This window comes from Pseudomonas sp. XS1P51 (assembly GCF_054897845.1).
This window is the reverse complement of the sequence record NZ_CM142707.1, coordinates 4,882,379-4,907,215: the sequence shown is the minus strand read 5'-3', so window position 1 is coordinate 4,907,215 and position 24,837 is coordinate 4,882,379. Positions and strand designations below refer to the sequence as shown.

Genomic DNA, 24,837 nt, shown 5'->3' with positions numbered 1-24,837 from the left:
GGATCAACAGGCATCCCGTTGACCCGTGAAATCGAACAATTACTGCCGGCGCCTTGAAAATAAAAAGCGGCTACCGCAGTAATGATCAGACGTTGCCTGACACAAAAGGCCGCGCATTATAACCAGCGTTCTGTCATTCGGGGGCATCGCAGGTTGTAGGCACAATGCCCGGATTTCTGGCGGTGAAGGAAAAATCTGCTAACAATGCACACGGTGCGTATAACGGCAGCTACGCCATAATGCGCGCCGAGATCAAAGGAGCATCCAATGAGCAGCACTGCAAACATTGCTGAAGGCGAAAAAATTCTTATTGTTGACGACGATCCGGGGCTCAGCAGCCTGCTGGAACGCTTTTTCGTCAGCAAGGGCTACCGCGCCCGCGCCGTCCCGAACACGGAACAAATGGACCGCCTGCTGGCGCGTGAAGTGTTCAACCTGGTCGTCCTCGACCTGATGCTGCCTGGCGAAGACGGCTTGACCGCCTGCCGCCGTCTGCGCGGCGCGGACAATCAGATTCCGATCATCATGCTCACCGCCAAGGGCGACGAGCTGAGCCGTATCAAGGGCCTTGAACTGGGCGCCGACGATTACCTGGCCAAGCCGTTCAACCCGGACGAGCTGATGGCTCGCGTCAAGGCGGTCCTGCGTCGTCAGTCCGCTCCGGTGCCAGGCGCGCCGGGCAGCGAAGACGAAAGCGTGACCTTCGGTGACTACGAACTGTCCCTGGCCACCCGCGAACTGAAGCGCGGCGACGAAGTGCACATGCTCACCACCGGTGAGTTTGCGGTGCTTAAGGCCTTGGTCATGAACGCCCGTCAGCCACTGACCCGCGACAAACTGATGAACCTGGCCCGTGGTCGCGAATGGGATGCTTTGGAGCGTTCCATCGACGTGCAGATTTCCCGTCTGCGCCGGATGATCGAACCCGATCCATCCAAGCCGCGTTACATCCAGACCGTCTGGGGCGTGGGCTACGTGTTCGTTCCGGATGGCGCCGCCACCAAGTGATCGGCGATTTGTAGGAGCGGGTGTGCGGATGATGTTGTCCGCAGACTCGCGATCCGCAATATGCGAGCATCGCTCGCTCCTGCAAGTGTGTAGCGGTTATTCATGAAAACCCCCGTGTGGTTCCCCCAGAGCTTTTTCTCCCGCACCCTGTGGCTGGTGCTGATCGTCGTCCTGTTCTCCAAGGCGCTGACCCTGGTTTATCTGTTGATGAACGAAGACGTGCTGGTGGACCGCCAATACAGCCACGGCGTCGCCCTGACGCTTCGCGCCTATTGGGCGGCCGATGAAAACAATCGCGACAAGATCGCCGAAGCCGCCACCCTGATCCGGGTGGTGGGCGCGGGTGTGCCGGAAGGCGAACAGCACTGGCCTTACAGCGAAATCTATCAGCGTCAGATGCAGGCTGAGTTGGGTGCCGACACCGAGGTGCGATTACGCATGCACTCGCCGCCGGCGCTGTGGGTCCGGGCGCCCAGCCTGGGCGATGGGTGGCTGAAGGTGCCGCTGTACCCGCATCCATTGCGCGGTCAGAAAATCTGGAACGTGCTGGGCTGGTTCCTCGCTATCGGCTTGTTGTCCACCGCCTCGGCGTGGATCTTCGTCAGCCAGCTCAATCAACCACTGAAACGTCTGGTGTATGCCGCGCGGCAACTCGGTCAGGGCCGCAGCGTGCGCCTGCCGATCAGCGACACGCCCAGTGAGATGACCGAGGTTTACCGCGCCTTCAACCAGATGGCTGAAGACGTCGAACAGGCCGGCCGTGAGCGTGAGTTGATGCTGGCCGGGGTGTCGCACGACCTTCGTACGCCGCTGACCCGTTTGCGGCTGTCTCTGGAGCTGATGGGCGATCACAGTGACCTGACGGACGACATGGTCCGCGACATCGAAGACATGGACGCGATTCTTGACCAGTTCCTGGCGTTCATCCGCGACGGCCGCGACGAGTCGGTGGAAGAAGTGGACTTGACTGACCTGGTGCGCGAAGTCGCCGCGCCGTATAACCAGAACGAAGAAAAAGTGCGTCTGCGTCTGGAGCCGATTCAGCCATTCCCGTTGCGGCGGGTATCGATGAAACGGTTGCTGAACAACCTGATCGGCAACGCATTGCATCATGCCGGCAGCGGCGTCGAAGTGGCGGCCTATGTGTCCGGGGATGTGAGCGCGCCGTATGTGGTGCTGAGTGTCATGGACCGTGGGGCGGGGATTGATCCGTCGGAGCTGGAGGCGATCTTCAACCCGTTCACTCGCGGTGATCGTGCACGTGGCGGTAAAGGGACCGGTTTGGGGTTGGCGATTGTGAAGCGGATTGCTTCGATGCATGGTGGCAATGTTGAGCTGCGTAACCGTTCCGGGGGTGGACTGGAAGCGCGGGTCCGGTTGCCGTTGGGGCTGATGCTGCCTCGAGACGCGGTTTAAAAGGCTAACCACTTTGTGGTGGCAGACGGCCTCTTCGCGAGCAGGCTCGCTCCCACATGAGTTTGCGTCGGATGTGAAATTTTCGTCCACCGCAGATCAACTGTGGGAGCGAGCCTGCTCGCGAAGGCGGCATCACTGCTACCGAACGATCAGGATCAGCCCTTGCCTTTGGTGCGCGTCATATTCGGCCCACCATTCTTCTCCAGATGCTCAATGATGATCCCCGCCACGTTCTTGCTCGTGGTGGTTTCGATCCCCTCCAGCCCCGGCGATGAATTCACTTCCATCACCAACGGCCCGTGATTGGAACGCAGGATATCCACGCCGGCCACCGCCAGTCCCATCACCTTCGCCGCACGCAACGCCGTCATGCGTTCTTCCGGCGTGATCTTGATCAGACTGGCGCTGCCCCCCCGATGCAGGTTGGAACGAAACTCCCCAGGCTTGGCCTGGCGCTTCATTGCCGCGATCACCTTGTCGCCGACCACAAAGCAACGAATGTCCGCACCCCCGGCTTCCTTGATGTACTCCTGAACCATGATGTTCTGCTTGAGGCCCATGAACGCCTCGATCACCGACTCCGCCGCCGTCGCCGTTTCACACAACACCACGCCAATGCCCTGGGTACCTTCCAGTACCTTGATCACCAACGGCGCGCCGTTGACCATCTCGATCAAATCGGGAATGTCATCCGGGGAGTGGGCAAAGCCGGTGACCGGCAATCCGATCCCGCGGCGTGACAGCAATTGCAGCGACCGCAGTTTGTCCCGCGAACGGGCGATGGCCACCGATTCGTTGAGCGGAAACACCCCCATCATTTCGAACTGACGCAACACCGCGCAGCCATAAAACGTCACCGACGCACCGATCCGCGGGATCACCGCATCGAAACCCTCCAGCGGTTTGCCGCGGTAGTGGATCTGCGGTTTGTGACTGGCAATGTTCATGTAGGCGCGCAGGGTATCGACCACCACCATTTCATGGCCGCGTTCGGTACCGGCTTCGACCAGGCGACGGGTGGAATACAGACGCGGGTTCCGCGACAGCACAGCGATCTTCATGCAACACCTGTGGAGGAGGTAGATACCGGGAACACCGGCTTGTCTTGTACATATTTAATGCCCGGATTGACCACCAGTTGGCCATCGATCAGGGCTTTGGAACCGAGTAACAGGCGATAACGCATGGACTTGCGGCAGGCGAGGGTGAACTCGACCCGCCAGACCCGATCACCGAGGGCCAGGGTGGTGCTGACCACGTAGCGCATCTGCGCGTGGCCGTTAGAGCTTTTGATGGTTTTCATCGTCACCAGCGGAGCTTCGCAGCGCCGGTGGCGCAGTTGCACCACCGTGCCCAGGTGCGCAGTGAAGCGCACCCACTGTTCCCCGTCGCGTTCGAATGGCTCGATGTCGGTGGCATGCAGGCTGGAGGTGCTGGCGCCGGTGTCGATTTTTGCCCGAAGGCCGGCGACTCCCAAATCCGGGAGCGCCACCCACTCGCGCAGACCGACAACGGTCAAATGGTCAAATGTCTTCAAAGGTACTCAACCGGCGGAAACCGCTCGGGCCGAACACGGCCGGATTCGCGGTATTCACGCAGAATAATGGTTAAAAGGCGACAGATATCTACGGCCCGGATTTCCAGTCCTTTGGGGAGGGTCTGGAATGTGCGCATTGTAATCCGAGACGGTGGAATTCTTGGCACGACAGAAACGGTAGTACAGTTCACCAATATTTCAGGATGAGGACATTCCATGGCACAAAAAAGCGAAGAGGACGACAAACTCCGTCTCGATAAGTGGTTGTGGGCCGCGCGTTTTTATAAAACACGTGCCTTGGCCAAAGCGGCCATCGAGAGTGGCAAGGTGCATTGCCGGGGCGAGCGCTGCAAACCGGGCAAGGAGCCGAGGGTCGGCGACGAGTTTCAGATTCGCGCAGGTTTCGAAGAGCGCACGGTAGTGGTCCAGGCGCTGTCGATCGTGCGCCGTGGTGCGCCGGAGGCTCAGACGCTGTACGCCGAAACCGAAGCCAGCATCGCCAAGCGCGAAGCGGCTGCGGCCATGCGCAAGGCCGGGTCGTTGGGTGTGAGCACCGATGGCAAGCCGAGCAAGAAGCAGCGACGGGATTTGTTCAAGTTTCGTGGCAGTAGCAACGACGAGTAAGCCGGTGTTTCTGTGGTGACAGAGAGGGCGCCTTCGCGAGCAGGCTCGCCCCCACATTAGACCGAGTCGTTGGTTAGTACGCGGTCAACCGTGGGAGCGAGCCTTCTCGCGATCGAGTGCGCAGCACTCGCCCGGCAGCCCCGCGAAATCAGGCGCCACGCACCACACTCATCCGCGAAACCACCGGCAGTTTGCCGCAGACTTGCAATCGCCCGGATGTGTAGCCATATCGGATTTGTCGCCAGCAGCGAATTGACTCGGTGAAAAAGCCACTCGTCGAAAATCCCACGCAGCATCTGACCCGTAGGCCATAACCAGAAGGCCAGCTGCGCCAGGGGCAAAAACCGGCGCTTGTTCCACTTTGCTTGGAACAAGCCCGGATTGTTCATAAAATGCCTGCCTTGGCCGAACATCGCGCACTAACACGGTGCTGCAAAGGCGCAAATTTCACCTCTTGTAACTTTTGTCATTACTTCAGATACCCAGACCTATGACCGATCTACCGGATACCGACTACACCCAACGCTTCATCTTCGATGACAGCGACACCCGCGGCGAGCTGGTTTCGTTGGAGCGTAGCTACGCCGAAGTCCTCGCTAAACACGCCTATCCGGAGCCGGTCAAACAACTGCTCGGCGAGCTGATGGCGGCGGCGTCGTTGCTGGTCGGCACCTTGAAGTTCGATGGATTGCTGATTCTCCAGGCCCGCTCCGACGGCCCGGTGCCGCTGTTGATGATCGAATGCTCGAGCGAGCGTGAAATCCGTGGCCTCGCCCGTTACGAGGCCGACCAGATCGCCCCCGACGCGACCCTCGCCGACCTGATGCCGAACGGCGTATTGGCGCTGACCGTCGACCCGACCCAAGGCCAGCGCTATCAGGGCATCGTCGACCTGGATGGCGAAACCCTGTCGGAGTGCTTCACTAACTACTTCGTCATGTCTCAGCAGGTCGGCACGCGGTTCTGGCTGTACGCCGATGGCCGTCGTTCCCGTGGGCTGTTGCTGCAGCAATTGCCCGCCGACCGTCTGAAAGATGAAGAAGAACGCGCCGACAGCTGGCAGCACATCACCACGCTGGGCGGCACGCTGACGGCCGATGAATTGCTGAGCCTGGACAACGAAACCGTGCTCCATCGTCTCTACCACGAAGAGCAGGTTCGGTTGTTCGATGTGCAGAAACTGCGCTTCCGTTGCAGCTGCTCGCGCGAACGTTCTGCCAATGCTCTGGTCAGTTTGGGTCTGGAAGATGCCCAGGCACTGGTCATCGAACACGGTGGAAACATCGAGATCGACTGCCAGTTCTGCAACCAGCGTTACCTGTTCGACGCCGCCGATATCGCTCAATTATTCGCCGGTGCGGGCGTCGAGACGCCGTCAGATACCCGTCACTAAAACGGTTCAGCGCAGGTAAATTCACTGCTTAACGCCGGAATAACGCCGTTACGACGGGAGGGCCCTACTATTTTTGGGCGTTTCTGGCATAATCCGGCCCACTTTTTGTCGCGGTAGTAGTGCACGACTTTCTACTACAAAACGTTTGGAGCACACTCGGCCACTGGCCGACGGGGAATCTCATGACGCAAGCCAATAACGCCGTGTACACCGATCTGAGTGTTAATGATCTGGTAAAAGAAGCTCTGAGTCGCGGTGAAGGCGAGCTTGCCGATACCGGCGCGCTGGTGGTTCGCACCGGTCACCGTACCGGCCGCTCGCCAGTCGATCGTTTCATCGTTGAAGAGCCTTCCACTCAGGCAGCCATTGCCTGGGGCCCGATCAACCGCAAGTTCCCGGCCGACAAGTTCGATGCCCTGTGGGACCGCGTTGAAGCCTATCTGGGCGAACGCGAGCGCTTTGTCTCCCACGTGCATGTAGGTTCCGATCCTGCGCACTACCTGCCGGTCAAAATGACCACGCAGACTGCCTGGCACAACCTGTTTGGCCGTTGCCTGTTCATCAATCCTGAACAGTACAACCCGGCTGGCAAGGACGAGTGGCAGATCCTCAACGCCCCTGAGTTCGAATGCGTGCCAGAGCGTGATGGCACCAACTCCGACGGCACCGTGATCATCAACTTCGCGGCCAAGAAAGTGCTGATTGCTGGCATGCGTTACGCCGGCGAAATGAAAAAAGCCCTGTTCTCGGTCCAGAACTTCCTGCTGCCAGCGGTCGACGTTCTGCCGATGCACTGCGCTGCCAACATGGGCGAAGAGGGCGACGTGACCCTGTTCTTCGGCCTGTCCGGCACCGGTAAAACCACCCTGTCCGCCGACGAAAGCCGCTACCTGATCGGCGACGACGAACACGGCTGGGGCGTGGGCGTGGTGTTCAACATCGAAGGCGGTTGCTATGCCAAGTGCATCGACCTCTCCGAGAAAAACGAGCCGGTCATCTGGAAAGCCATCCAACATGGCGCAGTGTTAGAAAACGTCGTACTCGATGCCAACAAAAAGGCCGACTACGCCGATGACAGCCTGACCCAGAACAGCCGCGCCGCTTACCCGCGTGAACTGATCGAAAAACGCGCGCCGCTTAACCTCGGTGGCGAGCCAAACGCCGTGATCTTCCTGACCTGCGACCTGACCGGCGTCCTGCCACCGGTCTCGATCCTCAGCGAAGAACAAGCGGCCTACCACTTCCTGTCCGGCTACACCGCACTGGTGGGCTCGACCGAAATGGGTTCCGGCAGCGGCATCAAATCGACCTTCTCCACCTGCTTCGGCGCACCGTTCTTCCCGCGTCCGGCCGGCGAATACGCAGAACTGCTGATCAAACGCATCCGCGGCTTCGGCTCCAAGGTCTACCTGGTCAACACCGGCTGGAGCGGCGGCGGCTACGGCGTCGGCAAACGCTTCAACATCCCGACCACTCGCGGCGTGATCGCAGCGATCCAGAGCGGCGCGTTGATCGGTGTTGAAACCGAACACCTCGACACCATCAACCTCGACGTGCCATTGGCTGTGCCGGGCGTTGAGACTGGTCTGTTGAACCCACGTAATACCTGGGCTGATAAGGCTGCTTATGATGAAGCGGCTAAAGCGTTGGCTGGGTTGTTTGTTGAGAACTTCAAGAAGTTCGACGTGAGCGACGCGATCAAGGCTGCTGGGCCGAAGTTGTAAGCGTTGGTTTGATGGAATGAGAAAGCCGCCCTTCGGGGCGGCTTTTTTGTGGGCGCAAATAATGTGCCCTGGTCAATTGCCGGAATGACGAAACGCTGGTGCCATGTTGTCTTGCTCACGTTTCGATAGCCCCAACGCGCCTGCCAATATTGGCCATTGGCTGACTGCTTCTTGGAAACTCTCAATAATTTCGTTCGCATCTGCACGGCTTACCCGAAAGTACTCGGCCACTTCACGAGCGAGTTCAAGATCCAAAGCGTTGTCCGCATCTGTGATGTTGAGCTTCAACCCATCGGCGTGTGCTACCGGGTTCATGTCATAGGCATCAGACAGGCGCCATCCCCGGCCGGGGTCGAGGATAAAACCATGGTTGCGCATGTGGTCGTCGGTATTGGAGACCAAGATGTTGAACACGATCCGAGACCACAACTCGCGAAGATCTGCGTTGGTTTCCGAGCCGTGCTCCATGAGCACTTCTGCTAATTCAAGGTAGCTGGCACCTACCGATGCATCATCACCGACAACACGATCGGTCATGGTCATTGCCGAAGCAAAATGCAGTCGGCCACCCTGTTCGGTACGGTCGAAGCGCTTGACCATGAAGCAGTGATGATCGCTCGCGAAGCGGCGTGCAGTGCCGGTTGCAACCCGCAAACCGCAATGATTTGCCAAGGCATTTACCACCATTTCCCAGCCGCCGACGTCATAGTCATCGCAAGTGCTCGGAAATTTGGCGATCCACAAATGACCACGCTCGTCAGCAACGCTGGCCTTGGGTCTGGCGCCACCTAGTGAGCCACCGGGCGCTATTAGCATTCTCAGCCATTCTCAGCCATTCGCGCCCATCGGGAGAGGTGTTGTCCGGATCGCTTTCCAAGGCCCGACTTGCTTCCTCTAATGCGCGTAACTCGACGAAAGGAGGGGCGACCAAGCCATCGCGATCATCCAGAAAGTTGCCTTCGTCATTGAGCTTGTAGCGGATTGCGCCGACTCGATAGAGGTCATGAACGCCTAAAAGGAAATCCGACTCGTACAGTTTGGTGTCTTGAGGGGCTAGTCCTTCACGAATGTCTCGTTCCAGGCGCCGCTTCATTAGCAATTGGCCCCATCGGTCTGGGCTAGAGTCGGCAAAAACACCAAACCGGGTCTGATGTTGACCGGGAAACTGTCGGCCTTCGAAGAGCCCGATGCGCGGATCCAGCGATGTGAAGTTCAATTCGGGATCGGCCAGTGCTACGGCGTCGTACTCAAACTCGAACACGTTGCTGGAGCGAGCCTTTCTGGCATGGAGGAACCCAAGACGCCTTGGGCCATTCAAGGATTCCCAATCGGCATACACCGCGATCCGTGTCATTTTTTACCCGTCGTAGGTTTAGGTTTTTTCTTGGATAGCAAACTGGATAGGGAATGAGTGTTCAAAGGGAATTCAGCGGAAAGGTCCGATTTTGAGGTGGGACTTTCAGATGCCCTCGTCTCTCTGTCGCGAATAGGTGGCGATACCTTTGCAGCAGTTAAGCTGCGTACTCGTTGGCGTTTATTGGCTGCCAGGTTTGCTCCTGGGATTAATTGAGCGTCTTGCAGTTGGCGCCCCAGTTCATCTACTGCGGCGAGCTTGCTTAAGTCTTTCTCCAGGCCCAACACCTGCATCACTGATAAATAGGCGCCCATCGTCACTCCTGATCCACCCGATTCTAGGGAGCGCAGCGTTGTCAGGGACATGCCAGCCCTCTCGGCGACTTGTTTGGCTGTCAGTTTGCGACGCAGTCGAGCGAGTTTCAGCCGCTCACCAAACTCGGAGAGCAGCTTGGCTGCTGAGGGCAGGAGTGGCGCTGTTTTCTTTGCCATGTGCCATTATTCCTTCATTTTTCACACTAAACTGCCAGAATAATGCCACTTATGCGTTCGGCGACAGGCTTTCCAATGTTTGCGTATCCCACCGTTGCAATTTGATCGCCTTGTAAAGCATGCCGATAGTCAGTGAGATTTTGTCGCCACGCCCCTTGGCCCGGCGCTTGAGAAACACATCAAATCCTTCCGGCTGAAAGTAGCGATAGGCTTCGTAGTCGATGAAGTCGATTGCGAATTGTTCTTCCAGTGCTTCCATCAGGTTTCGTGCGTCGGCGCCATCGCAGCCCAGGTCGAAGTTGATCGAGGTGGTAAGGCTAATGGTTTTGCGTTGGGGCAGGCCGAGTTCTTCGTGCAGTAACTGCATAAGCAGGTGCATGGCGTGGTCGTCGGGGAAGTTGGGGGCGAGGTTCATGGCACATCTTCCGTTAGGGCATGTCGATGAGGCGGATCAAGTCTGATTTTGCGGCGAGTGGGACGTCCGCCAATGCTGCGAACTCTAATCAATTGGGAATGTGCGCTCTCTTTGTCGGGTGACCAAGCCCGAGTCGCTGAATTAGCAGCGACAACCCGACTATAGGTGTGAGCAGCCGGGTGGCGATAGACGACAAAGAGTCCCCGCTTGTAGGAACGGGATGAATCTTGGTCAGACCGCTTCTATAGGAATTTTCTGCGACGCAATTTCTCGCGTTTTTCCGCCATCAGCTTAGCCGAACCCCGTTCCCATCAATTCAACGAATATGCTGATACGAAGCAACATCCAGCAGGCCAGTGGTCAACCCAGTCGCCGGCGCGTAGATCGTGCCTTTCACTGCCGAGAACTTGACCCCATTGCTGCCCAGCGATACGTATCGCTCGCCTTGGTCCAGCTCGGTGAAGTAGGTGTACGAGCACTTTTCCATCGCTTTGTATTTCGCGGCGGCACTGACCATGGTGTTGTGGTGGTTCCGCAGGTCGGCAGGGGTCAGGTTGAGGGTTTTGTTCAGCGGCACGCCCCAACGCTTCAGGCACACTTCGGCAAGGTGGCGGACGATCAGGCCGGGTTCGGCCAGCGCTTTAGGGCCGCTGACACCGTCTGCTGCGGCGTTGCCAACCAGCGTGCCATGGCGGCCGGGCATGGGATAAATGTGGGTTCGGGTGCCCGTGGCTGTTTGCGGGATGACGCAGCTGAAGCCTTTGGAGCGCTCGTCTCGGGCGTAGAAGCCGACGTATTCTTTTACGTTGGCATTCAGTTTTACTTTGTCTTCCTGAAAGTTACCGACGCCCGGCACCGGATCAATCGCAAAGATATTCACCGGGATGTTCTTCAGTGCGCTGTCCTTGAACATGGCATTGGCCAGCATATGGCAGCTAATACCGCCTCGGCTCCAACCCACCAAGTTGACGTTGGTTGGAAGGATGCCGCCCTTGCGGAATGTTTTGATGATTTGTTCTTGCAGCTTCTGTTGGGTCACGCTGCGGTCGCCGTAGTTATATTTACGCCATAGCCAAGAGCCTTCAACGATCACGTCTTCGATTGGGATCCCTGCAGCCTTGAGGCGGTTGTATTCCGCTTCGGTCAGTTTTTCACGTTGCCATTCACACTGACCTTTGATGATGTTGATGGCGTGCTTTACGTTCTCTTCCCAGCCCTTGCCGAACAGCGTTCCGCTGAGGCCGTAGCCCTTGGATTGGGTAAACAGTTCATCAGCTTGCAGGTTGCTGGTGCCCGGACCATCGATCACGATCCATTCTGCGAACTCCCGGCCGGTATGATGGGAGGCCAGCGTCGAAACCAACTCACCACTCCAGTAAGTTGGATTTTGGTTGTCGAATTTGGTCGAGCCGGTGCCGCAAAAAAAAATAGTTAATGTAGTCATTGTTGTACTCTTGTTTGATTTAAGAGTCTGCAGACTAGTTTTAGTAGTTTAAATAATGAAGTGGTTAGTTGTTGCCGGGTTTGTAGTGTGTGTTTGAAGTTTTAGTGTTCTATTTTTTGTCTGGCAACTTCTAAGAGCTCGCAACCGTCCTGCGTTAATAAATAAAGTGCATTCACGATATGAGGAATGTCTTTAACATCGGCCTGTTTGAAGCACAGACAATAAAGCGTTTCGAGCAAATCGCTGGCTGCGCGCAGGCGTTGGTGCGCTGCGTCGAGGACGGCGCCGGTGCTGGCCGCGGTGTCGATGACGAGGACGGGTATTTCGCTGTAGCTGGTTTTGAGTGGACGATAGCGGTCTTGCATTTAGTTCAGTCCTGTAGGAAGTCGGGCAGTCTCGCCGGCAGGTCGACACCCTGTTTTCAGCCGCGCCACAAACTATGAAGGTGGCGACGCAGCGCGGCAATACGGCCGCAATCGACAGGGTTTGTAGGGGTTTTACTGGTCTTCGGGCATTGGCCCTACGCGTTTCCCGAGGTTTTTTTAACCGAAACCCTTATAGGTGAAATTTCCTACGGGTTTGTCAGGCGCAGCGCCGTAAACCTCTGTATCGTGCGCGCCAGAATCTGTAGGGCATTTCGAAAATGCCTGGTTAGGCACTTAAAGGGAATTAGGTATGCAGTGGCTACGTATGGCCTCGGTTTTGTTGTTGTGGGCGGGTGTTTGTCGTTTGACGGGCGCGGCCGACGCGGGTCACTCGATGGTAATGGTCAACATGGACCGCACCGGTTGGCCGGACGCCCTCACCACTCAGGCGAACATGAACACCGCCTCCCGCGCCGAGGTGCTGATGTTCGGCAAGGCGCTGCTGGCCAGTGAAGCGCTGGACGAACAGGGTCTGAAACAGCGTCTGGGTGTGCAGGCGGTGAAGCTCAAATCTGTGCGACAGGTGCGTGACGGGCTGTGGGATCGGTTGCTGACCACTTACCGTAACGCCAGTCAGCATTGCGACGGCGAACCGTTCTGCCCGCGTGTACGAAGCGTCGCTGATTTGCGTCAGTTGGCGGCGGCGTTCACCGGCGAAATCAGCCCGGCCCATGCGGTGTGGGCGAGCAAGAGTCAGGTGTTTCATGAGCAGGTGTTGAACGAGCAGTTGCGGGTGGCGGTGATGGTGCCCTGAATTTTCCGATGTTTTTGCAGTGTTTTTGCTGGCCTCATCGCGAGCAGGCTCGCTCCCACACTGATGCCGGGCCGTACACAAAATCTGCGTTCACTGAAGATCAACTGTGGGAGCGAGCCTGCTCGCGATAGCAATCTGACAGCCGCCCCACTCCTCAAGCCCTGCAATCACCCCGTGCCATCCGCTGTATCATCCCGTATCGTTTTTGCCCCCGACCTTTTCTCGACTCGCTGCGATCGCCGGCTAGGCTTTGGGCTTCGCAGCGGTCAACGGAGTGACAGCTTATGCACAACACCCTGGAACAGGTTTTCGGTTATCCACAGTTTCGGCCCGGTCAGGAGGCGGCGGTCAGCGCGGTGTTGGCCGGTCGCTCGGCGGCGGCGATTTTTCCCACCGGCTCGGGCAAGTCCCTTTGTTACCAATTGGCGGCGTTGTTGCTGCCGCATCTGACGCTGGTGGTTTCGCCGTTGTTGGCGCTGATGCAGGATCAGTTGGCGTTCCTTCAGCGCCATGGCATTGCGGCAGGCAGTATCGATTCGGCCCAGAGCCGCGATGACGCCAGCGACGTGATGGCCCGCGCCAAGTCCGGCGAATTGAAGATCTTGATGATTTCCGTGGAGCGCCTGAAAAACGAGCGCTTCCGCAATTTCCTGCAGCAGGTGCCGATCTCGTTGCTGGTGGTGGACGAGGCACACTGCATTTCCGAGTGGGGCCACAACTTCCGCCCCGACTACCTCAAGCTCCCCGACTATCAGCGTCAGTTCAATATTCCTCAGGCGCTCCTGCTGACCGCCACTGCGACGCCGAAGGTGATCGCCGACATGGAGGCCAAGTTCGCCATCGCTCCCGAAGACGTGGTGACCACCGGTTTCTACCGGCCGAATCTCAACTTGCTGGTGGAGCCAGTCCGAGGTCAGGACAAGCGCCGACGCCTTGTTGAATGGATGAGCGAACGTCCCGGCCAACCGAGCATCGTCTACGTCACCTTGCAGAAAACCGCCGAGCACATTGCCGAACACCTGGGTCGCAACGGCATTCAGGCCGAGGCCTATCACGCCGGTTTGCCTCACGAACAACGGGAAGCCATCCAGAAACGCTTCATGAGCGGGCAGTCCAATTGCATCGTCGCCACCATCGCGTTTGGCATGGGCATCGATAAGAGCGACATCCGCAACGTGGTGCATTTCGACCTGCCCAAATCCATCGAAAACTACAGTCAGGAAATCGGCCGCGCCGGGCGTGACGGGCAGCCGTCGGACTGCCTGGTATTGGCCAACCGCGATAGCCTCAATGTGCTGGAAAACTTTGTGTACGGCGACACGCCGGAATTGGACGGCATCCGCTGCGTGCTCGACGAACTGCAAGCCGCCGCGCCCGAGGGGCAGTGGGAGTTTCTGCTAGGACCACTGGCAGATCAGAGCAACATCCGCCAGTTGCCGCTCAAGACGTTGCTGGTGCAGTTGGAGCTGCGCGGGATCATCGCCCCGCGTTACGCCTATTACGCTGAATACCGCTTCAAGTATTTGCAGGAGCCGGAGGCTTTGCTGGCTCGCTTCGAGGGTGAACGCAAGGATTTCGTCGCGGCAATCATCCAGACCTCCACGCGCGCGCGGACCTGGGCCACCGTGAATTTCGACGCGCTGTACGAGCAGCATCAGGCTGAGCGCAACCGGGTGGTCAAGGCGCTGGATTATTTCCAGGAGAAAGGCTGGGTCGAGCTTGAAAGCAAGCAGATGACCGAGGTCTACAGCCTGCTGCAAACGGACTTCGACAGTCAGACCTTGAGTGCTGAACTGCACGCTTATTTCACCCAGCATGAACGCACTGAGATCGCACGGATTCACGCCATGCTCGACCTGTTCGCTACGGACCATTGCCTGGGCTATCGCCTGGCCGAGTACTTCGGCGACGAAAACGCACCGCAGCAATGCGGGCATTGTTCGGTGTGTCACGGAGATGTGGCGCGACTGCCGGCGCCACCGGAATTGCCGGTGCTTGTGGATAAAAACTTCGAGGCGCTGTGCGGTGATTTTATCCACAGGCACGAGCATCACACCGGCAGCATTCCTTCGGCGGAGCGTGTGACGCGGTTTTTGTGCGGGATCAGCGTGCCGCTGTTTACCAAGCTCAAGGCGCGGTCGATTCCGGGGTTTGCGGCGCTGGAGGAATATCCCTATGGCGAAGTGCGAGACTGGTCCCAGTCATACCTCTAACCCGTAGGAGCTGCCGAAGGCTGCGATCTTTTGATCTTTAGCGGTATTGAAACTGCCGAAGATCAAGATCAAAAGATCGCAGCCTTCGGCAGCTCCTACAGGGGTCGATGATGCCTCGGGGGCACATCCATCCGCTGAATGTCGCTCATCACAGGAATAAATTTCAAAAAGGCCCGGTGGCTGACTATGGTGAGGGCTGTCTTTGGATCGCCAACAAGAGAACAACTATGAGCCAGACACTGTTCAACATTCAGCGCGCAGCCGTCATCGGAGCGGGTACCATGGGCCGTGGCATTGTCATGTGCCTGGCCAACGCCGGGGTGCCGGTGCAATGGGTCGATAACAATCCGCAGATGCTTGAGCAGGCACTGGCCGCCGTGGCTGAAACCTACGCGCACAACGTGCGACAGGGGCGGATCGATCAGGCTGAAGCGGACGCGCACATTGCACAAGTCACGGCAGCGGCCGATTACGCGGCGATCCGCGAGGTTGACCTGGTCATTGAAGCGGTTTACGAAAACCTCGAGCTCAAGCAGAGAATATTCCGTGAACTGGATGGGTTGCTCAAACCCGAAGCCATTTTGGCCAGCAACACGTCGGCGCTGGATATCGACGCCATTGCCGCAGCCACTCGCCGTCCGCAACAGGTCCTGGGCCTGCACTTCTTCAGCCCTGCGCACATCATGAAGCTGCTGGAAATCGTTCGCGGTGCGCAGACTTCACCGGCGGTGCTTGATGCCGCGCAGGAACTGGGCAAACGCATGGGCAAGGTCAGCGTTGTATCGGGCAATTGCGACGGTTTCATCGGCAATCGCATGCTCAATACCTACGTGCTCGAAGCGCGCAAGATGCTGCTTGAGGGCGCTTATCCGTATCAGGTGGATGCAGTACTGCAAGGTTTTGGTTTCGCCATGGGGCCGTTCCGCATGTACGACGTGGTCGGCATCGATCTGGAGTGGCGCGCCCGGCAGTTGGCCGGCGACGGGCAGGATGCGCCTGAAGTTCAGGTGGACAATCGTCTGTGCGAATTGGGTCGTTTCGGTCAGAAGAGTGGCAATGGTTATTACCACTATGAACCGGGCAGTCGCCAGGCTGAACACGATGTTGAAGTCGATGCGCTGGTGCTGAAGGTCAGCGAAGAATTGGGGTTCCAGCGTCGTGAGATAAGTCCCGAGGAGGTTCTTGAGCGCTGTTTGCTGGCACTGGTCAATGAAGGGGCGAAGATCCTTCAGGAAGGGATCGCCGGGTCAGCGCACGACATCGATCTGGTGTACCTCAACGGTTATGGCTTCCCGGCGGACAAGGGTGGGCCGATGGCTTGGGCGGATCAGCAAGGGTTGGCGGATATTCATCAGCGGTTGTTGCAGCTGGAAACCAAGCAGGGTGATCACTGGCAACCGGCGCGGTTGATTGGGGAATTGGCTGCGGAGGGTAAAGGGTTTGCTGATTTATAGCGTCTTTACGGACGCCATCGCGAGCAGGCTCGCTCCCACAGTTGATCTTCGGCGAACACTTATTTCGCGTTCGACCGAGATTTAATGTGGGAGCGAGCCTGCTCGCGAAGGGTACGAAGCGGTTTTCGCCTTAAACTGGCCATCCAACTCCAGGAACCGACACTGATGTCCAACCCGATGCCCCAACGCACCGACTACCCCCACTTCCAACCCATCACCACCCGCTGGCACGACAACGACGCCTACGGTCACGTCAACAATGTCACTTACTACAGTTTCTTCGATACGGCAGTGAACACCTACCTGATCGAAGTCGGCGGCCTGGATATCCATGAGGGTGAGGTGGTGGGCTTTGTGGTGAGTTCGTCCTGTGATTACTTTGCGTCCATCGCCTTCCCCGATCGGATCGAGATCGGTTTGCGCGTTGGCAAGTTGGGCAACAGCTCGGTGCAATACGAATTGGCGGTGTTCAAGGCTGGTGAAGACGAAGCCTGCGCGGCGGGGCGCTTCGTGCATGTGTTTGTGGATCGGGCCTCGAATCAGCCCGTGGCGATTCCTGCCGGGCTACGCGGTGCAATGGAGCGTTTGGTGGTTTGACGGACAAAAAAATCGCAGCCCGTAGGCTGCGACTTTTTGATCTACCGGTAAACGAGGCGATTCAGCCTCAGTCGCGATAGCGATGTTTGTGCTTGCGATGACCGTAGTGGTGGCCACGATCATGGTGACCATCACGGGAGTAGCGGCGATCACCACGGCCACGACGATCATCGTCGTCGTCATCGCTCTTGTTGCCCATGTAGTTACCCAGCGCGCCACCGGCGCCGCCGCCTGCTGCGGAGCCGATCAGGCTGCCGGTGGTGCCGCCCATGCTGCGGCCGACCACGTTACCGCCTGCTGCGCCCAACGCACCGCCAATGGCGGCTTCGCCACGGCTGCGTTTGTCTGCGCCGACTGCGCTACCACCCGCGCCGCCCAGGGCCGCGCCAATGGTTGAACCTGTATTGCCGCCTAATGACTGACCGACGACCGAGCCCAAAACCCCGCCCAATGCGCCGCCCACACCTGCTTCGGTGGTGCCGCCGGCAGAAGCGATGCCACTGACCAGGCCAAGGGACAACAAGAGAATCGAGGAGAACTTCATAGAGGAACCTCAAGGGGATGACGGCGCGATCCTGAGGCTGTGTCATGGTCGTGACAATCGAAATCCGACGAGTAACACGACTTCAACACATTTCTATAAGTTACTGTTTTTTAGGCGGAACTTAAGTGTTTTTCGCCGGTCTTTAGCTACTTCGGATAGGCCGTTTTTGAGAAAAAACGGCCTTTTTTGTGGGCGATTGGAAAGTGTTCGCAGGGTGCCGATACATGAGTTGCTGTGTCCGACGCCATCGCGAGCAGGCTCGCTCCCACAGTGGATCTTGGTAGAACACAAATGCTGTGTTCGCTGAAGATCAAATGTGGGAGCGAGCCTGCTCGCGATGGCGTCAGACCACACGCAGCGTTAAGCAGACTTCGCCATAATCAACCTGGACTCACTCGTCGCTTCCAACCGAATTGCCACGAACTTCGACGTCGGCGTATGGCTGCCATCCCCAGTGCTTTCCAGCGGTACCAGCGGATTCACTTCCGGGTAATACGCAGCAGCTTGCCCCGCAGGAATATCAAACGCCAGCAGCGTGAAGCCCTTCACCCGACGCTCGCGGCCATCATCCCAGATCGAAACGATGTCTGCCTTCTGCCCCGGTTTGAACCCCAGGCGAATGATGTCCGCTTCGTTCACGAACAACACATCACGCTGGCCTTTCACCCCGCGATAGCGGTCATCGAGGCCATAAATGGTGGTGTTGTACTGATCGTGGGAGCGCATGGATTGCATGATCAGGTCCGGCAAAATGCCAGTGGCGCGCGTACGTTCATGCACCAGGTCTTTGGGCAGGATGTTCGGGCGGAAATTGGCGCGCCCCGACGCTGTGTTCCAGCGTCGCGCGCCAGCGCTGTTGCCGAGGTAAAAACCACCCGGATTGCGGATCTTCTCGTTGAAGTCCTTGAAGCCTGGAATGGTGTCGGCAATCAGGTCGCGGATGCGGCTGTAGTCGGCCACCAGCCAGTTCCAGTCCACCGGGCGGCTGCCCAGGGTGGCGGCAGCGATGCCGGCGATGATCGACGGTTCCGAGCGCATCTGGTTCGACAGTGGCTGCAACTGGCCGTTGGAGGCATGGACCATGCTGAACGAGTCTTCGACGGTCACCGCTTGGGCGCCTTCGGTCTGGATATCGATGTCGGTACGGCCCAGGCACGGCAGGATCAGTGCTTCCTTGCCGTGAGCCAAATGGCTGCGGTTGAGCTTGGTGCTGATTTGCACGGTCAGGTCGCAATTGCTCAGGGCCTGGAAGGTGCGAGTGCTGTCCGGGGTCGCTTGGGCAAAGTTACCACCCAGGCCGATGAACACTTTCGCACGCCCGTCGGCCATGGCATGAATCGCCTCGACCACGTTGTGGCCGTTTTCACGCGGCACCTTGAACTGGAAACGACGCTCCAGGGAATCGAGGAACGCCACCGGCGGACGCTCGTTGATGCCCATGGTCCGGTCGCCCTGCACGTTACTGTGGCCACGCACCGGGCACAGACCAGCGCCCGGCCGGCCGATGTTGCCGCGCAGCAGCATCAGGTTGGCGATTTCCTGGATGGTCGGCACCGAATGGCGATGCTGGGTGATGCCCATCGCCCAGCACATGATGACGTTCTTGCTTTTGGCGTACATACGCGCCGCTTGCTCGATTTCCACCAGGGTCAGGCCGGACTGCTCGACGATCTGCTCCCACGAGGTGTCGTCGACGGTGCCCAGGTATTCCAGCACGTTGACACTGTGTTCATTGAGGAAGTCGTGGTCGAACACGGCAGGCTCACCCGCCTTCTGCGCGTCGCGCTCCCATTGCAGCAGGAACTTCGCCATGCCGCGCAGCACCGCCATGTCGCCGCCCAATGCCGGACGGAAGTACGCGGTGTTGGTCGGCTTGTCGCCGTTGGTGAGCATTTCGATCGGGTTTTGCGGGTGCTGGAAGCGTTCCAGACCTCGTTCTTTCAGCGGGTTGATCGACACCACCTGAGCGCCGCGTTTCACCGCTTCACGCAGGGGTTCGAGCATCCGTGGGTGGTTGGTGCCAGGGTTCTGGCCCCAGACGAAAATCGCATCGGCGTGTTCGAAGTCGTCGAAGATCACGGTACCTTTGCCGACGCCGACACTTTGCGCCAATGCCACACCGCTGGCCTCGTGGCACATGTTCGAGCAGTCGGGGAAGTTGTTGGTGCCGTAGGCGCGCACGAACAGTTGATACAGGTACGCCGCTTCGTTGCTGGCGCGGCCCGAGGTGTAGAACTCGGCCTGATCCGGGGTCGACAGGCCCTGCAAGTGTTTACCGATGAGCGCGAACGCCGCTTCCCAGCTGATCGGTTTGTAGCGATCGGTCTCGGCGTCGTAGCTCATTGGCTCGGTCAGGCGACCCTGATACTCGAGCCAGTAATCACTCTGTTCCAGCAACGAGCTGACGCTGTGCTTGGCGAAGAACGCCCCGTCGACCCGGCGCTTGGTCGCTTCCCAGTTCACGGCTTTGGCGCCGTTCTCGCAGAACTTCACCATGCCGCTTTCAGGCGAGTCGCCCCAGGCGCAACCCGGGCAGTCGAAGCCGCCGTTCTGGTTGGTCTTGAGCATCATGCGCAGGTTTTTCAGCGCGTTGTCGCTGGTCAACCAGGCCTGGGCAACGCTGATCAGCGCGCCCCATCCACCGGCAGCGCCTTTATAGGGCTTGTAGCGAGGGACGGGTTTCTGGTCGGCTTGTTGATGTTGACTCACGCTTGATTCTCCAACGCTGGGCTGTAGACCCGCGGCGCATTCTTCTGTGGCAGATGGATAAGGTTTAGGTTGTGACGACGGGCCCATTGCACGGCAAGGCCTGTGGGCGCCGACAGGCTGACCAGGGTCTGGATGCCGGCGCGTAAAACTTTCTGGATCAATTCGAGGCTGCAACGGCTGGTGACAATCGCCAGGCCGCCGGTGGTGGGGATCTTTTGTCGGATCAGGCCGCCGATCAGTTTGTCGAGGGCGTTGTGCCGGCCGATGTCTTCACGGCCCAGCAGCAATTCGCCCTGACCGTTCATAAACACCGCCGCGTGCACCGCACCAGAATGTTGGCCGAGAGGTTGGAATGCGCCGATGCGTTGGCGCAGGCCATCCAGCCATTCGGCGGGCGGCAGTGGTGCTCCGGGCAAAACCTTGAGGTCGGGCAACGCCTGCTCGACCGCTTCCACGCCGCAGAGCCCGCAGCCGCTGGTGCCGGCCAGTTGCCGACGTTGTTGCTTGAGGTTCCAGAAGGCGCGGTTGGCGATGGTCACTTGCGCGTACTGCGCCGAACCCGAGCCGCTGAGTTGCAAGTCGTAGATGTCGGAGGCGTCTTCGATGATGCCGCTGCCGAGGCTGAAACCGACGATGAAGTCTTCCAGGTCCGTCGGTGTCACCAGCATGACAGCCTGACTGATACCGTTGTAGGCAATCGCCAACGCGACTTCCTCGGCCAGCGCGGTGTTGTCCGATTCGGAGTATTGGAGGTTGCTGTAACTGTACGTCTGGCTTGCAGCGGGCGCTGGCGTTTCGAGGGCAGGCGCCGCGCAGGCAGGGCGCTTGGCGTTCATCAGGTATCACCGACGGTTTGATCAGCTTTAAGCCTAGGCGCGTCAAGTTGTCGCGTCTAATCGCTAATACTGATCTGCCGATAGATGCCGTCGATCAAGAGCCCGGCAGCGATTTCTGATAGATCGCGAAACAGGCTTCCGCCAGCGCCGAGCGTGGCGCGCTGCGACGCATGATCAGCCCCAGCCGGGCGAGGGTCTGGGCGTTTTCAATGGGGTGCAGGCGCAAATGATCGGTCAGGTTTTCGAGGCCGCCGTTCAACGGCATCACGGCGCAGCACAGGCCACCGTGCACAGCTTGTAACAGTTGGTGGACCGCATCGGTTTGCAGCAACGGCTGTGGCGTCAGGCCGCGACTGTGAAAGTTATGGTCGATGGACTGGCGAAAATGCATGCCGCTGGTGAGCATGCCCAGCGGCAGCTTGATCAACGACTCCCAACTCAACGGCGCCTCGCCGAAACTGAAGAAGCGCTGATCGTAGAGCAGGCCCATGTGGGTTTCGCTGAATGACAGTGCGTCGAAGCGCTCGCTGTCCAGGCGATCCAGGTAAGACACGCCCAGGTCCAGACGATTGTTCGCCAGTTGTTCGAGGATCTGCTCGGAACTCAGCGCCGAGAGCTCGAAGCGCAGGTTCGGGTGTTCGCCGTGCAGGCGCTGCAACAGGGGCAGCGGGTCGAAACTCGACAGTGGCACCACGCCCAGGCGCAGCGTACCGACCAGATTGCCGCGACAGGCAGCGGCCTCGGCCTGCAAACCATCGTAGGCTGCCAGCACGGTGCGCGCCCACGCCAGCACACGCTCGCCCGGTGCGGTGAACCCTTCGAAGCGTTGGCCACGGTTGACCAAGGGCAATTCGAGTTCTTCTTCGAGGCTGCGCAGGCGCATCGACAGCGTCGGTTGGGTGATATGACAGCGCGCAGCGGCCTGGCCGAAATGCCGGGTTTCGTCGAGGGCGATGAGGAATTTGAGTTGCTTGATGTCCATCTTCGCTCCAGGGCGCGGGAAGGTCGGGATTCTAGCGCCTAGGGGCAACCTGCGTCATTGGTCGGGTGGGAACCAGGTCTTGCAACCTTGGTCTAGGCTTTTGCGTCTGGAACCTAAAACCCAAGGAGAGTGCACCATGAGTATTTTTAGCTTTGTGAAAGAAGCAGGCGAAAAACTTATCGATCTGCTGACGCCGGGCAACGCCAATGCCAGCGAGCAGTTGAAGGAACACATCAGCAAGGTCGGCCTGGGTAACCCGAATGTGCAGGCTACGGTGGATGGCGACAAGGTTATCGTGACCGGGGAAGTCGGCAGTCAGGAAGAGAAGGAAAAGATTCTGCTGGCCGTGGGTAATATCGCCGGTGTTGGAAGCGTGGATGACCAGATTACGGTGACCGGGCCGGTGGTGGTGGCAGCGAAGTTTGTCACGGTGGTGAAGGGCGACACCCTCAGCGCGATTTCCTTGCGCGTGTATGGCGATGCCAACAAGTATCAAAAGATCTTCGAGGCCAACAAGCCAATGCTCAAGGATGTGAACAAGATCTATCCGGGGCAGTCGTTGCGGATTCCCGAATAATGTGAGGCCCGTAGGAGCTGCCGCAGGCTGCGATCTTTTGATCTTGATCTTCGGCAGCTTCAATACCGCGAAGATCAAAAGATCGCAGCCTGCGGCAGCTCCTACATGGAATCAAAGCCCTGCAATGAGCTCCCGATAATCCCCCACCGCCGCAAACTCCGCCGTGTCCTTCGGCCCTTTGCGACTGTCCGGCTCGCTCACGGCCAACAGATGCGCCACCCCAAAACTGCGCGCACTGCGCAAAATCGGCAACGTATCGTCAATAAACAGGCTGCGCGCCGGATCGAACCCGATATCCGCTTGCAACGCATCCCAGAACTGCGGGTTCTCCTTGGCAAAACCGTAATCATGCGAGCTGATCAACCGCTCGAAGTACGGTGCCAGTTCGACTCTTTCCAGCTTCAATGACAGCGAATCACGATGGGCATTGGTGATCAGCACCACACGCTTGCCGGCCTGCTTGATCGCCGCCAGGAACGTGTCCGCATCCGGGCGCAAAGCGATCAGGTGCGCGGTTTCCAGTTTCAGTTCACGCACCGGCAGCTTCAGCTCGGCGCTCCAGAAGTCCAGGCAGTACCACTGCAACTGGCCGGCATTGCGTTCGAACAGCGGCTGCAACTCCATCTCGGCCATGGCCCGGCTCACGCCGTGCAACTCGGCGTAACGCTGGGGCAGGTGCTCCATCCAGAAATGGTTGTCGAAGTGCAGGTCCAGCAGCGTGCCGTCCATATCCAGCAGAACGGTGTCGATGTCGCGCCAGGGCAGCAGGGACATAAAAAACTTCTCCAGCGGTAAAAAAGATATCCGAGGTAAACAATCAGGATAGGCCGGGTATAGTAACCCGCTATCGCCAAGGAGCCGCTCATGCGCCAAAAACCCACCATCCTCGCTCGCGAGATCGTCGCCACCAGCCGTTTGTTCTGCGTCGAAGAGCTGAAGCTGCGCTTTTCCAATGGCGTGGAGCGTACTTACGAGCGACTGGTCGGCAAGGGCGCCGGGTATGGCGCGGTGATGATCGTGGCGATGCTCGATGCGGACCACGCGGTGTTGGTGGAGGAATATTGCGGCGGCACCGATGAATACGAGCTGTCACTGCCCAAAGGCTTGATAGAGCCGGGCGAAGACGTGTTGGCGGCGGCCGAGCGCGAGCTCAAGGAAGAGGCCGGGTATGGCGCACGACAACTGGAGCATTTGACCGAGCTGTCATTGTCGCCCGGTTACATGAGTCAGAAGATTCAGGTGGTGCTGGCCACCGATTTGTACGAAGAGAGCCTTGAGGGCGACGAGCCCGAGCCGATGGGCGTGGACAAGATCAACCTGCGTGAGCTGTCAGCCTTGGCCCAGAATCCGAAATTCACCGAGGGCCGTGCCTTGGCAGCGCTGTACCTGGCCCGTGATCTGTTGACTCAGCGCGGAGTGTTCCTGCCATGAATTTCCCTCATCCGTTGATGGCGCCGGTGGTTGAACTGGCATTGAAGGCTGGTGAGGTCATCTTGCCGTTCTGGCGCACCGGCACCGCCGTGACCGCCAAGGCTGACGATTCCCCGGTCACCGCAGCAGACCTGGCCGCTCATCACCTGATTCTGGCGGGGCTGACAGCGCTGGATCCGGACATCCCGGTGTTGTCCGAAGAGGACGCCAACATTTCCCAGAGCGTGCGCGCCGGATGGCAGCGCTGGTGGTTGGTGGACCCGCTGGACGGGACCAAGGAGTTCATCTCCGGTAGTGAAGAATTTACCGTCAACATTGCGCTGATCGAGCAGGGACGGGTGGTGTTTGGCGTCGTGTCGATGCCGACCAACGGGCGTTTCTATGTCGGTGGTGCAGGACTGGGCGCCTGGCGGGGTGACAAAGATGCCGAGCCGTTGCCGATTCAGGTTCGCAACGTGCCGGCCGCAGGTGAGGCCTTTACCGTGGTCGCCAGCCGGCGGCATTCGAGCCCCGAGCAGGAGCGCTTGCTGGCCGGGTTGAGTGACAGTCTGGGTGAACTGCAATTGGCCAATATTGGCAGTTCGTTGAAGTTTTGCTTGCTGGCGGAAGGGGCGGCGGATTGTTATCCGCGGCTGGCGCCGACTTCGCAGTGGGATACGGCGGCAGCCCAGGGCGTTCTCGAAGGTGCGGGGGGCGAGGTGCTGGATTTGAGCGGCGCGCCGTTTTGCTATCCGGCGCGGGATTCTTTGTTGAATGAGTTTTTCCTGGCGCTGCCGGCTAACGCGGCGTGGCGGGATAAGTTGTTGGCATTGGCTCGGGCCTGAAGATCAATAGATCGCAGCCTCGTTTCACTCGACAGCTCCTACAGAGAAACGCGCGTCCCCCTGTAGGAGCTGTCGAGTGAAACGA

At 58.8% G+C, this 24,837-nt stretch carries 23 protein-coding genes and 2 pseudogenes; 12 read left to right on the top strand and 13 right to left on the bottom strand.

Going from position 1 to position 24,837, the window contains the following annotated elements; genetic code table 11:
* The first annotated feature begins 267 nt into the window (after window positions 1–267).
* A complete protein-coding gene (ompR, locus tag ACYZUD_RS22775) occupies window positions 268–1,008 on the top strand; it encodes an osmolarity response regulator transcription factor OmpR (protein WP_462020245.1) in 741 nt (246 codons plus the stop codon).
* Window positions 1,009–1,110: 102 nt separating this feature from the next.
* Entirely contained in the window at window positions 1,111–2,424 is a 1,314-nt protein-coding gene (locus ACYZUD_RS22770; RefSeq protein ID WP_462020244.1) for an ATP-binding protein, read from the top strand.
* Window positions 2,425–2,579: 155 nt separating this feature from the next.
* Here ACYZUD_RS22770 and rimK read toward each other — a convergent pair whose 3' ends face one another.
* Window positions 2,580–3,485, bottom strand: coding sequence for a 30S ribosomal protein S6--L-glutamate ligase (gene rimK, locus ACYZUD_RS22765; protein WP_020795792.1), 906 nt, complete (start codon window positions 3,483–3,485; stop codon window positions 2,580–2,582).
* A complete protein-coding gene (rimB, locus tag ACYZUD_RS22760; RefSeq protein ID WP_008149289.1) occupies window positions 3,482–3,961 on the bottom strand; it encodes a retropepsin-like aspartic endopeptidase RimB in 480 nt (159 codons plus the stop codon). Before rimB ends, rimK begins: the two co-directional genes overlap by 4 nt.
* Before the next feature lie 216 nt (window positions 3,962–4,177).
* Between rimB and ACYZUD_RS22755 the strand changes: the two genes are divergently transcribed.
* Window positions 4,178–4,585 (top strand): RNA-binding S4 domain-containing protein, encoded by a 408-nt coding sequence (locus tag ACYZUD_RS22755; RefSeq protein ID WP_462020243.1) that lies wholly within the window; start codon window positions 4,178–4,180, stop codon window positions 4,583–4,585.
* A gap of 194 nt (window positions 4,586–4,779) precedes the next feature.
* Here ACYZUD_RS22755 and ACYZUD_RS22750 read toward each other — a convergent pair.
* Window positions 4,780–4,974 (bottom strand): annotated as a pseudogene (locus tag ACYZUD_RS22750) (phosphatase PAP2 family protein); the annotation flags it as partial.
* A gap of 101 nt (window positions 4,975–5,075) precedes the next feature.
* On the opposite strand from ACYZUD_RS22750, the gene hslO reads away from it, so the two are divergent.
* Together hslO and ACYZUD_RS22740 are read left to right on the top strand one after the other, a co-directional pair.
* Window positions 5,076–5,978, top strand: a complete 903-nt coding sequence (gene hslO / locus ACYZUD_RS22745; protein WP_462020242.1) for an Hsp33 family molecular chaperone HslO — start codon at window positions 5,076–5,078, stop codon at window positions 5,976–5,978.
* A 182-nt stretch (window positions 5,979–6,160) separates the two neighbouring features.
* The gene (locus tag ACYZUD_RS22740) at window positions 6,161–7,702 is read left to right on the top strand and encodes a phosphoenolpyruvate carboxykinase (RefSeq protein WP_462020241.1); all 1,542 of its coding nucleotides are present in this window, start codon (window positions 6,161–6,163) and stop codon (window positions 7,700–7,702) included.
* A 72-nt stretch (window positions 7,703–7,774) separates the two neighbouring features.
* On the opposite strand, the pseudogene ACYZUD_RS22735 reads toward ACYZUD_RS22740, so the two are convergent.
* The 5 genes and pseudogenes from ACYZUD_RS22735 to ACYZUD_RS22715 form a co-directional block, all read right to left on the bottom strand.
* Window positions 7,775–9,056: pseudogene (locus tag ACYZUD_RS22735) on the bottom strand (type II toxin-antitoxin system HipA family toxin).
* Window positions 9,053–9,547 carry a helix-turn-helix domain-containing protein gene (locus ACYZUD_RS22730; RefSeq protein ID WP_462020240.1) on the bottom strand — a complete coding sequence of 165 codons (495 nt, stop codon included), beginning with the start codon at window positions 9,545–9,547 and terminating at the stop codon, window positions 9,053–9,055. The pseudogene ACYZUD_RS22735 and the gene ACYZUD_RS22730 overlap by 4 nt, the downstream one beginning before the upstream one ends.
* Before the next feature lie 49 nt (window positions 9,548–9,596).
* On the bottom strand, window positions 9,597–9,962 hold the full coding sequence (locus ACYZUD_RS22725; protein WP_462020239.1) for a DUF1493 family protein: 366 nt from the start codon (window positions 9,960–9,962) through the stop codon (window positions 9,597–9,599).
* Between the two features lie 316 nt (window positions 9,963–10,278).
* Window positions 10,279–11,406 (bottom strand): hypothetical protein, encoded by a 1,128-nt coding sequence (locus tag ACYZUD_RS22720; RefSeq protein WP_462020238.1) that lies wholly within the window; start codon window positions 11,404–11,406, stop codon window positions 10,279–10,281.
* Between the two features lie 101 nt (window positions 11,407–11,507).
* Complete coding sequence (locus ACYZUD_RS22715; protein WP_462020237.1) at window positions 11,508–11,771, bottom strand: hypothetical protein; 264 nt, start codon at window positions 11,769–11,771, stop codon at window positions 11,508–11,510.
* 310 nt (window positions 11,772–12,081) lie between these two features.
* Here ACYZUD_RS22715 and ACYZUD_RS22710 point away from each other — a divergent pair, with 310 nt between their 5' ends.
* The 4 genes from ACYZUD_RS22710 (at window position 12,082) to ACYZUD_RS22695 (ending at window position 16,849) form a co-directional block, all read left to right on the top strand.
* Window positions 12,082–12,585 (top strand): polysaccharide deacetylase, encoded by a 504-nt coding sequence (locus ACYZUD_RS22710; protein WP_462020236.1) that lies wholly within the window; start codon window positions 12,082–12,084, stop codon window positions 12,583–12,585.
* Window positions 12,586–12,869: 284 nt separating this feature from the next.
* The gene (locus ACYZUD_RS22705) at window positions 12,870–14,798 is read left to right on the top strand and encodes a RecQ family ATP-dependent DNA helicase (RefSeq protein ID WP_462020235.1); all 1,929 of its coding nucleotides are present in this window, start codon (window positions 12,870–12,872) and stop codon (window positions 14,796–14,798) included.
* 227 nt (window positions 14,799–15,025) lie between these two features.
* Window positions 15,026–16,252 (top strand): 3-hydroxyacyl-CoA dehydrogenase, encoded by a 1,227-nt coding sequence (locus tag ACYZUD_RS22700; protein WP_462020234.1) that lies wholly within the window; start codon window positions 15,026–15,028, stop codon window positions 16,250–16,252.
* Window positions 16,253–16,417: 165 nt separating this feature from the next.
* Window positions 16,418–16,849, top strand: coding sequence for an acyl-CoA thioesterase (locus ACYZUD_RS22695; RefSeq protein WP_462020233.1), 432 nt, complete (start codon window positions 16,418–16,420; stop codon window positions 16,847–16,849).
* Between the two features lie 67 nt (window positions 16,850–16,916).
* On the opposite strand, the gene ACYZUD_RS22690 is transcribed toward ACYZUD_RS22695, so the two are convergent.
* From ACYZUD_RS22690 to ACYZUD_RS22675, 4 genes are all read right to left on the bottom strand, one after another.
* The gene (locus ACYZUD_RS22690; protein WP_462020232.1) at window positions 16,917–17,393 is read right to left on the bottom strand and encodes a glycine zipper domain-containing protein; all 477 of its coding nucleotides are present in this window, start codon (window positions 17,391–17,393) and stop codon (window positions 16,917–16,919) included.
* Between the two features lie 360 nt (window positions 17,394–17,753).
* Window positions 17,754–20,102 carry an FdhF/YdeP family oxidoreductase gene (locus ACYZUD_RS22685; RefSeq protein WP_462020231.1) on the bottom strand — a complete coding sequence of 783 codons (2,349 nt, stop codon included), beginning with the start codon at window positions 20,100–20,102 and terminating at the stop codon, window positions 17,754–17,756.
* Entirely contained in the window at window positions 20,099–20,938 is an 840-nt protein-coding gene (fdhD, locus tag ACYZUD_RS22680) for a formate dehydrogenase accessory sulfurtransferase FdhD (RefSeq protein WP_462020230.1), read from the bottom strand. Before fdhD ends, ACYZUD_RS22685 begins: the two co-directional genes overlap by 4 nt.
* A 94-nt stretch (window positions 20,939–21,032) precedes the next feature.
* On the bottom strand, window positions 21,033–21,920 hold the full coding sequence (locus ACYZUD_RS22675) for a LysR family transcriptional regulator (RefSeq protein WP_462020229.1): 888 nt from the start codon (window positions 21,918–21,920) through the stop codon (window positions 21,033–21,035).
* 136 nt (window positions 21,921–22,056) lie between these two features.
* Between ACYZUD_RS22675 and lysM the strand changes: the two genes are divergently transcribed.
* Window positions 22,057–22,497 (top strand): peptidoglycan-binding protein LysM, encoded by a 441-nt coding sequence (lysM, locus tag ACYZUD_RS22670; RefSeq protein ID WP_046045516.1) that lies wholly within the window; start codon window positions 22,057–22,059, stop codon window positions 22,495–22,497.
* Between the two features lie 111 nt (window positions 22,498–22,608).
* On the opposite strand, the gene yrfG is transcribed toward lysM, so the two are convergent.
* The gene (yrfG, locus tag ACYZUD_RS22665) at window positions 22,609–23,271 is read right to left on the bottom strand and encodes a GMP/IMP nucleotidase (RefSeq protein WP_462020228.1); all 663 of its coding nucleotides are present in this window, start codon (window positions 23,269–23,271) and stop codon (window positions 22,609–22,611) included.
* A 90-nt stretch (window positions 23,272–23,361) separates the two neighbouring features.
* Here yrfG and nudE point away from each other — a divergent pair, with 90 nt between their 5' ends.
* Window positions 23,362–23,928 carry an ADP compounds hydrolase NudE gene (nudE, locus tag ACYZUD_RS22660; RefSeq protein WP_462020227.1) on the top strand — a complete coding sequence of 189 codons (567 nt, stop codon included), beginning with the start codon at window positions 23,362–23,364 and terminating at the stop codon, window positions 23,926–23,928.
* The gene (cysQ, locus tag ACYZUD_RS22655) at window positions 23,925–24,752 is read left to right on the top strand and encodes a 3'(2'),5'-bisphosphate nucleotidase CysQ (RefSeq protein ID WP_462020226.1); all 828 of its coding nucleotides are present in this window, start codon (window positions 23,925–23,927) and stop codon (window positions 24,750–24,752) included. The genes nudE and cysQ overlap by 4 nt, the downstream gene beginning before the upstream one ends.
* Window positions 24,753–24,837: the final 85 nt, after the last annotated feature.

Excerpts from the sequence above, each read along its gene's own strand:
- lysM (WP_046045516.1), top strand. The coding sequence starts at position 22,057 with ATGAGTATTTTTAGCTTTGTGAAAGAAGCAGGCGAAAAACTTATCGAT.
- ACYZUD_RS22725 (WP_462020239.1), bottom strand. The coding sequence starts at position 9,962 with ATGAACCTCGCCCCCAACTTCCCCGACGACCACGCCATGCACCTGCTT.
- hslO (WP_462020242.1), top strand. The coding sequence starts at position 5,076 with ATGACCGATCTACCGGATACCGACTACACCCAACGCTTCATCTTCGAT.
- rimK (WP_020795792.1), bottom strand. The coding sequence starts at position 3,485 with ATGAAGATCGCTGTGCTGTCGCGGAACCCGCGTCTGTATTCCACCCGT.
- ACYZUD_RS22690 (WP_462020232.1), bottom strand. The coding sequence starts at position 17,393 with ATGAAGTTCTCCTCGATTCTCTTGTTGTCCCTTGGCCTGGTCAGTGGC.
- cysQ (WP_462020226.1), top strand. The coding sequence starts at position 23,925 with ATGAATTTCCCTCATCCGTTGATGGCGCCGGTGGTTGAACTGGCATTG.
- ACYZUD_RS22770 (WP_462020244.1), top strand. The coding sequence starts at position 1,111 with ATGAAAACCCCCGTGTGGTTCCCCCAGAGCTTTTTCTCCCGCACCCTG.
- ACYZUD_RS22705 (WP_462020235.1), top strand. The coding sequence starts at position 12,870 with ATGCACAACACCCTGGAACAGGTTTTCGGTTATCCACAGTTTCGGCCC.
- fdhD (WP_462020230.1), bottom strand. The coding sequence starts at position 20,938 with ATGAACGCCAAGCGCCCTGCCTGCGCGGCGCCTGCCCTCGAAACGCCA.
- ACYZUD_RS22730 (WP_462020240.1), bottom strand. The coding sequence starts at position 9,547 with ATGGCAAAGAAAACAGCGCCACTCCTGCCCTCAGCAGCCAAGCTGCTC.
- ACYZUD_RS22675 (WP_462020229.1), bottom strand. The coding sequence starts at position 21,920 with ATGGACATCAAGCAACTCAAATTCCTCATCGCCCTCGACGAAACCCGG.
- ACYZUD_RS22755 (WP_462020243.1), top strand. The coding sequence starts at position 4,178 with ATGGCACAAAAAAGCGAAGAGGACGACAAACTCCGTCTCGATAAGTGG.
- ACYZUD_RS22710 (WP_462020236.1), top strand. The coding sequence starts at position 12,082 with ATGCAGTGGCTACGTATGGCCTCGGTTTTGTTGTTGTGGGCGGGTGTT.
- ACYZUD_RS22720 (WP_462020238.1), bottom strand. The coding sequence starts at position 11,406 with ATGACTACATTAACTATTTTTTTTTGCGGCACCGGCTCGACCAAATTC.
- ACYZUD_RS22700 (WP_462020234.1), top strand. The coding sequence starts at position 15,026 with ATGAGCCAGACACTGTTCAACATTCAGCGCGCAGCCGTCATCGGAGCG.
- ACYZUD_RS22695 (WP_462020233.1), top strand. The coding sequence starts at position 16,418 with ATGTCCAACCCGATGCCCCAACGCACCGACTACCCCCACTTCCAACCC.
- nudE (WP_462020227.1), top strand. The coding sequence starts at position 23,362 with ATGCGCCAAAAACCCACCATCCTCGCTCGCGAGATCGTCGCCACCAGC.
- ompR (WP_462020245.1), top strand. The coding sequence starts at position 268 with ATGAGCAGCACTGCAAACATTGCTGAAGGCGAAAAAATTCTTATTGTT.
- ACYZUD_RS22740 (WP_462020241.1), top strand. The coding sequence starts at position 6,161 with ATGACGCAAGCCAATAACGCCGTGTACACCGATCTGAGTGTTAATGAT.
- yrfG (WP_462020228.1), bottom strand. The coding sequence starts at position 23,271 with ATGTCCCTGCTGCCCTGGCGCGACATCGACACCGTTCTGCTGGATATG.
- ACYZUD_RS22715 (WP_462020237.1), bottom strand. The coding sequence starts at position 11,771 with ATGCAAGACCGCTATCGTCCACTCAAAACCAGCTACAGCGAAATACCC.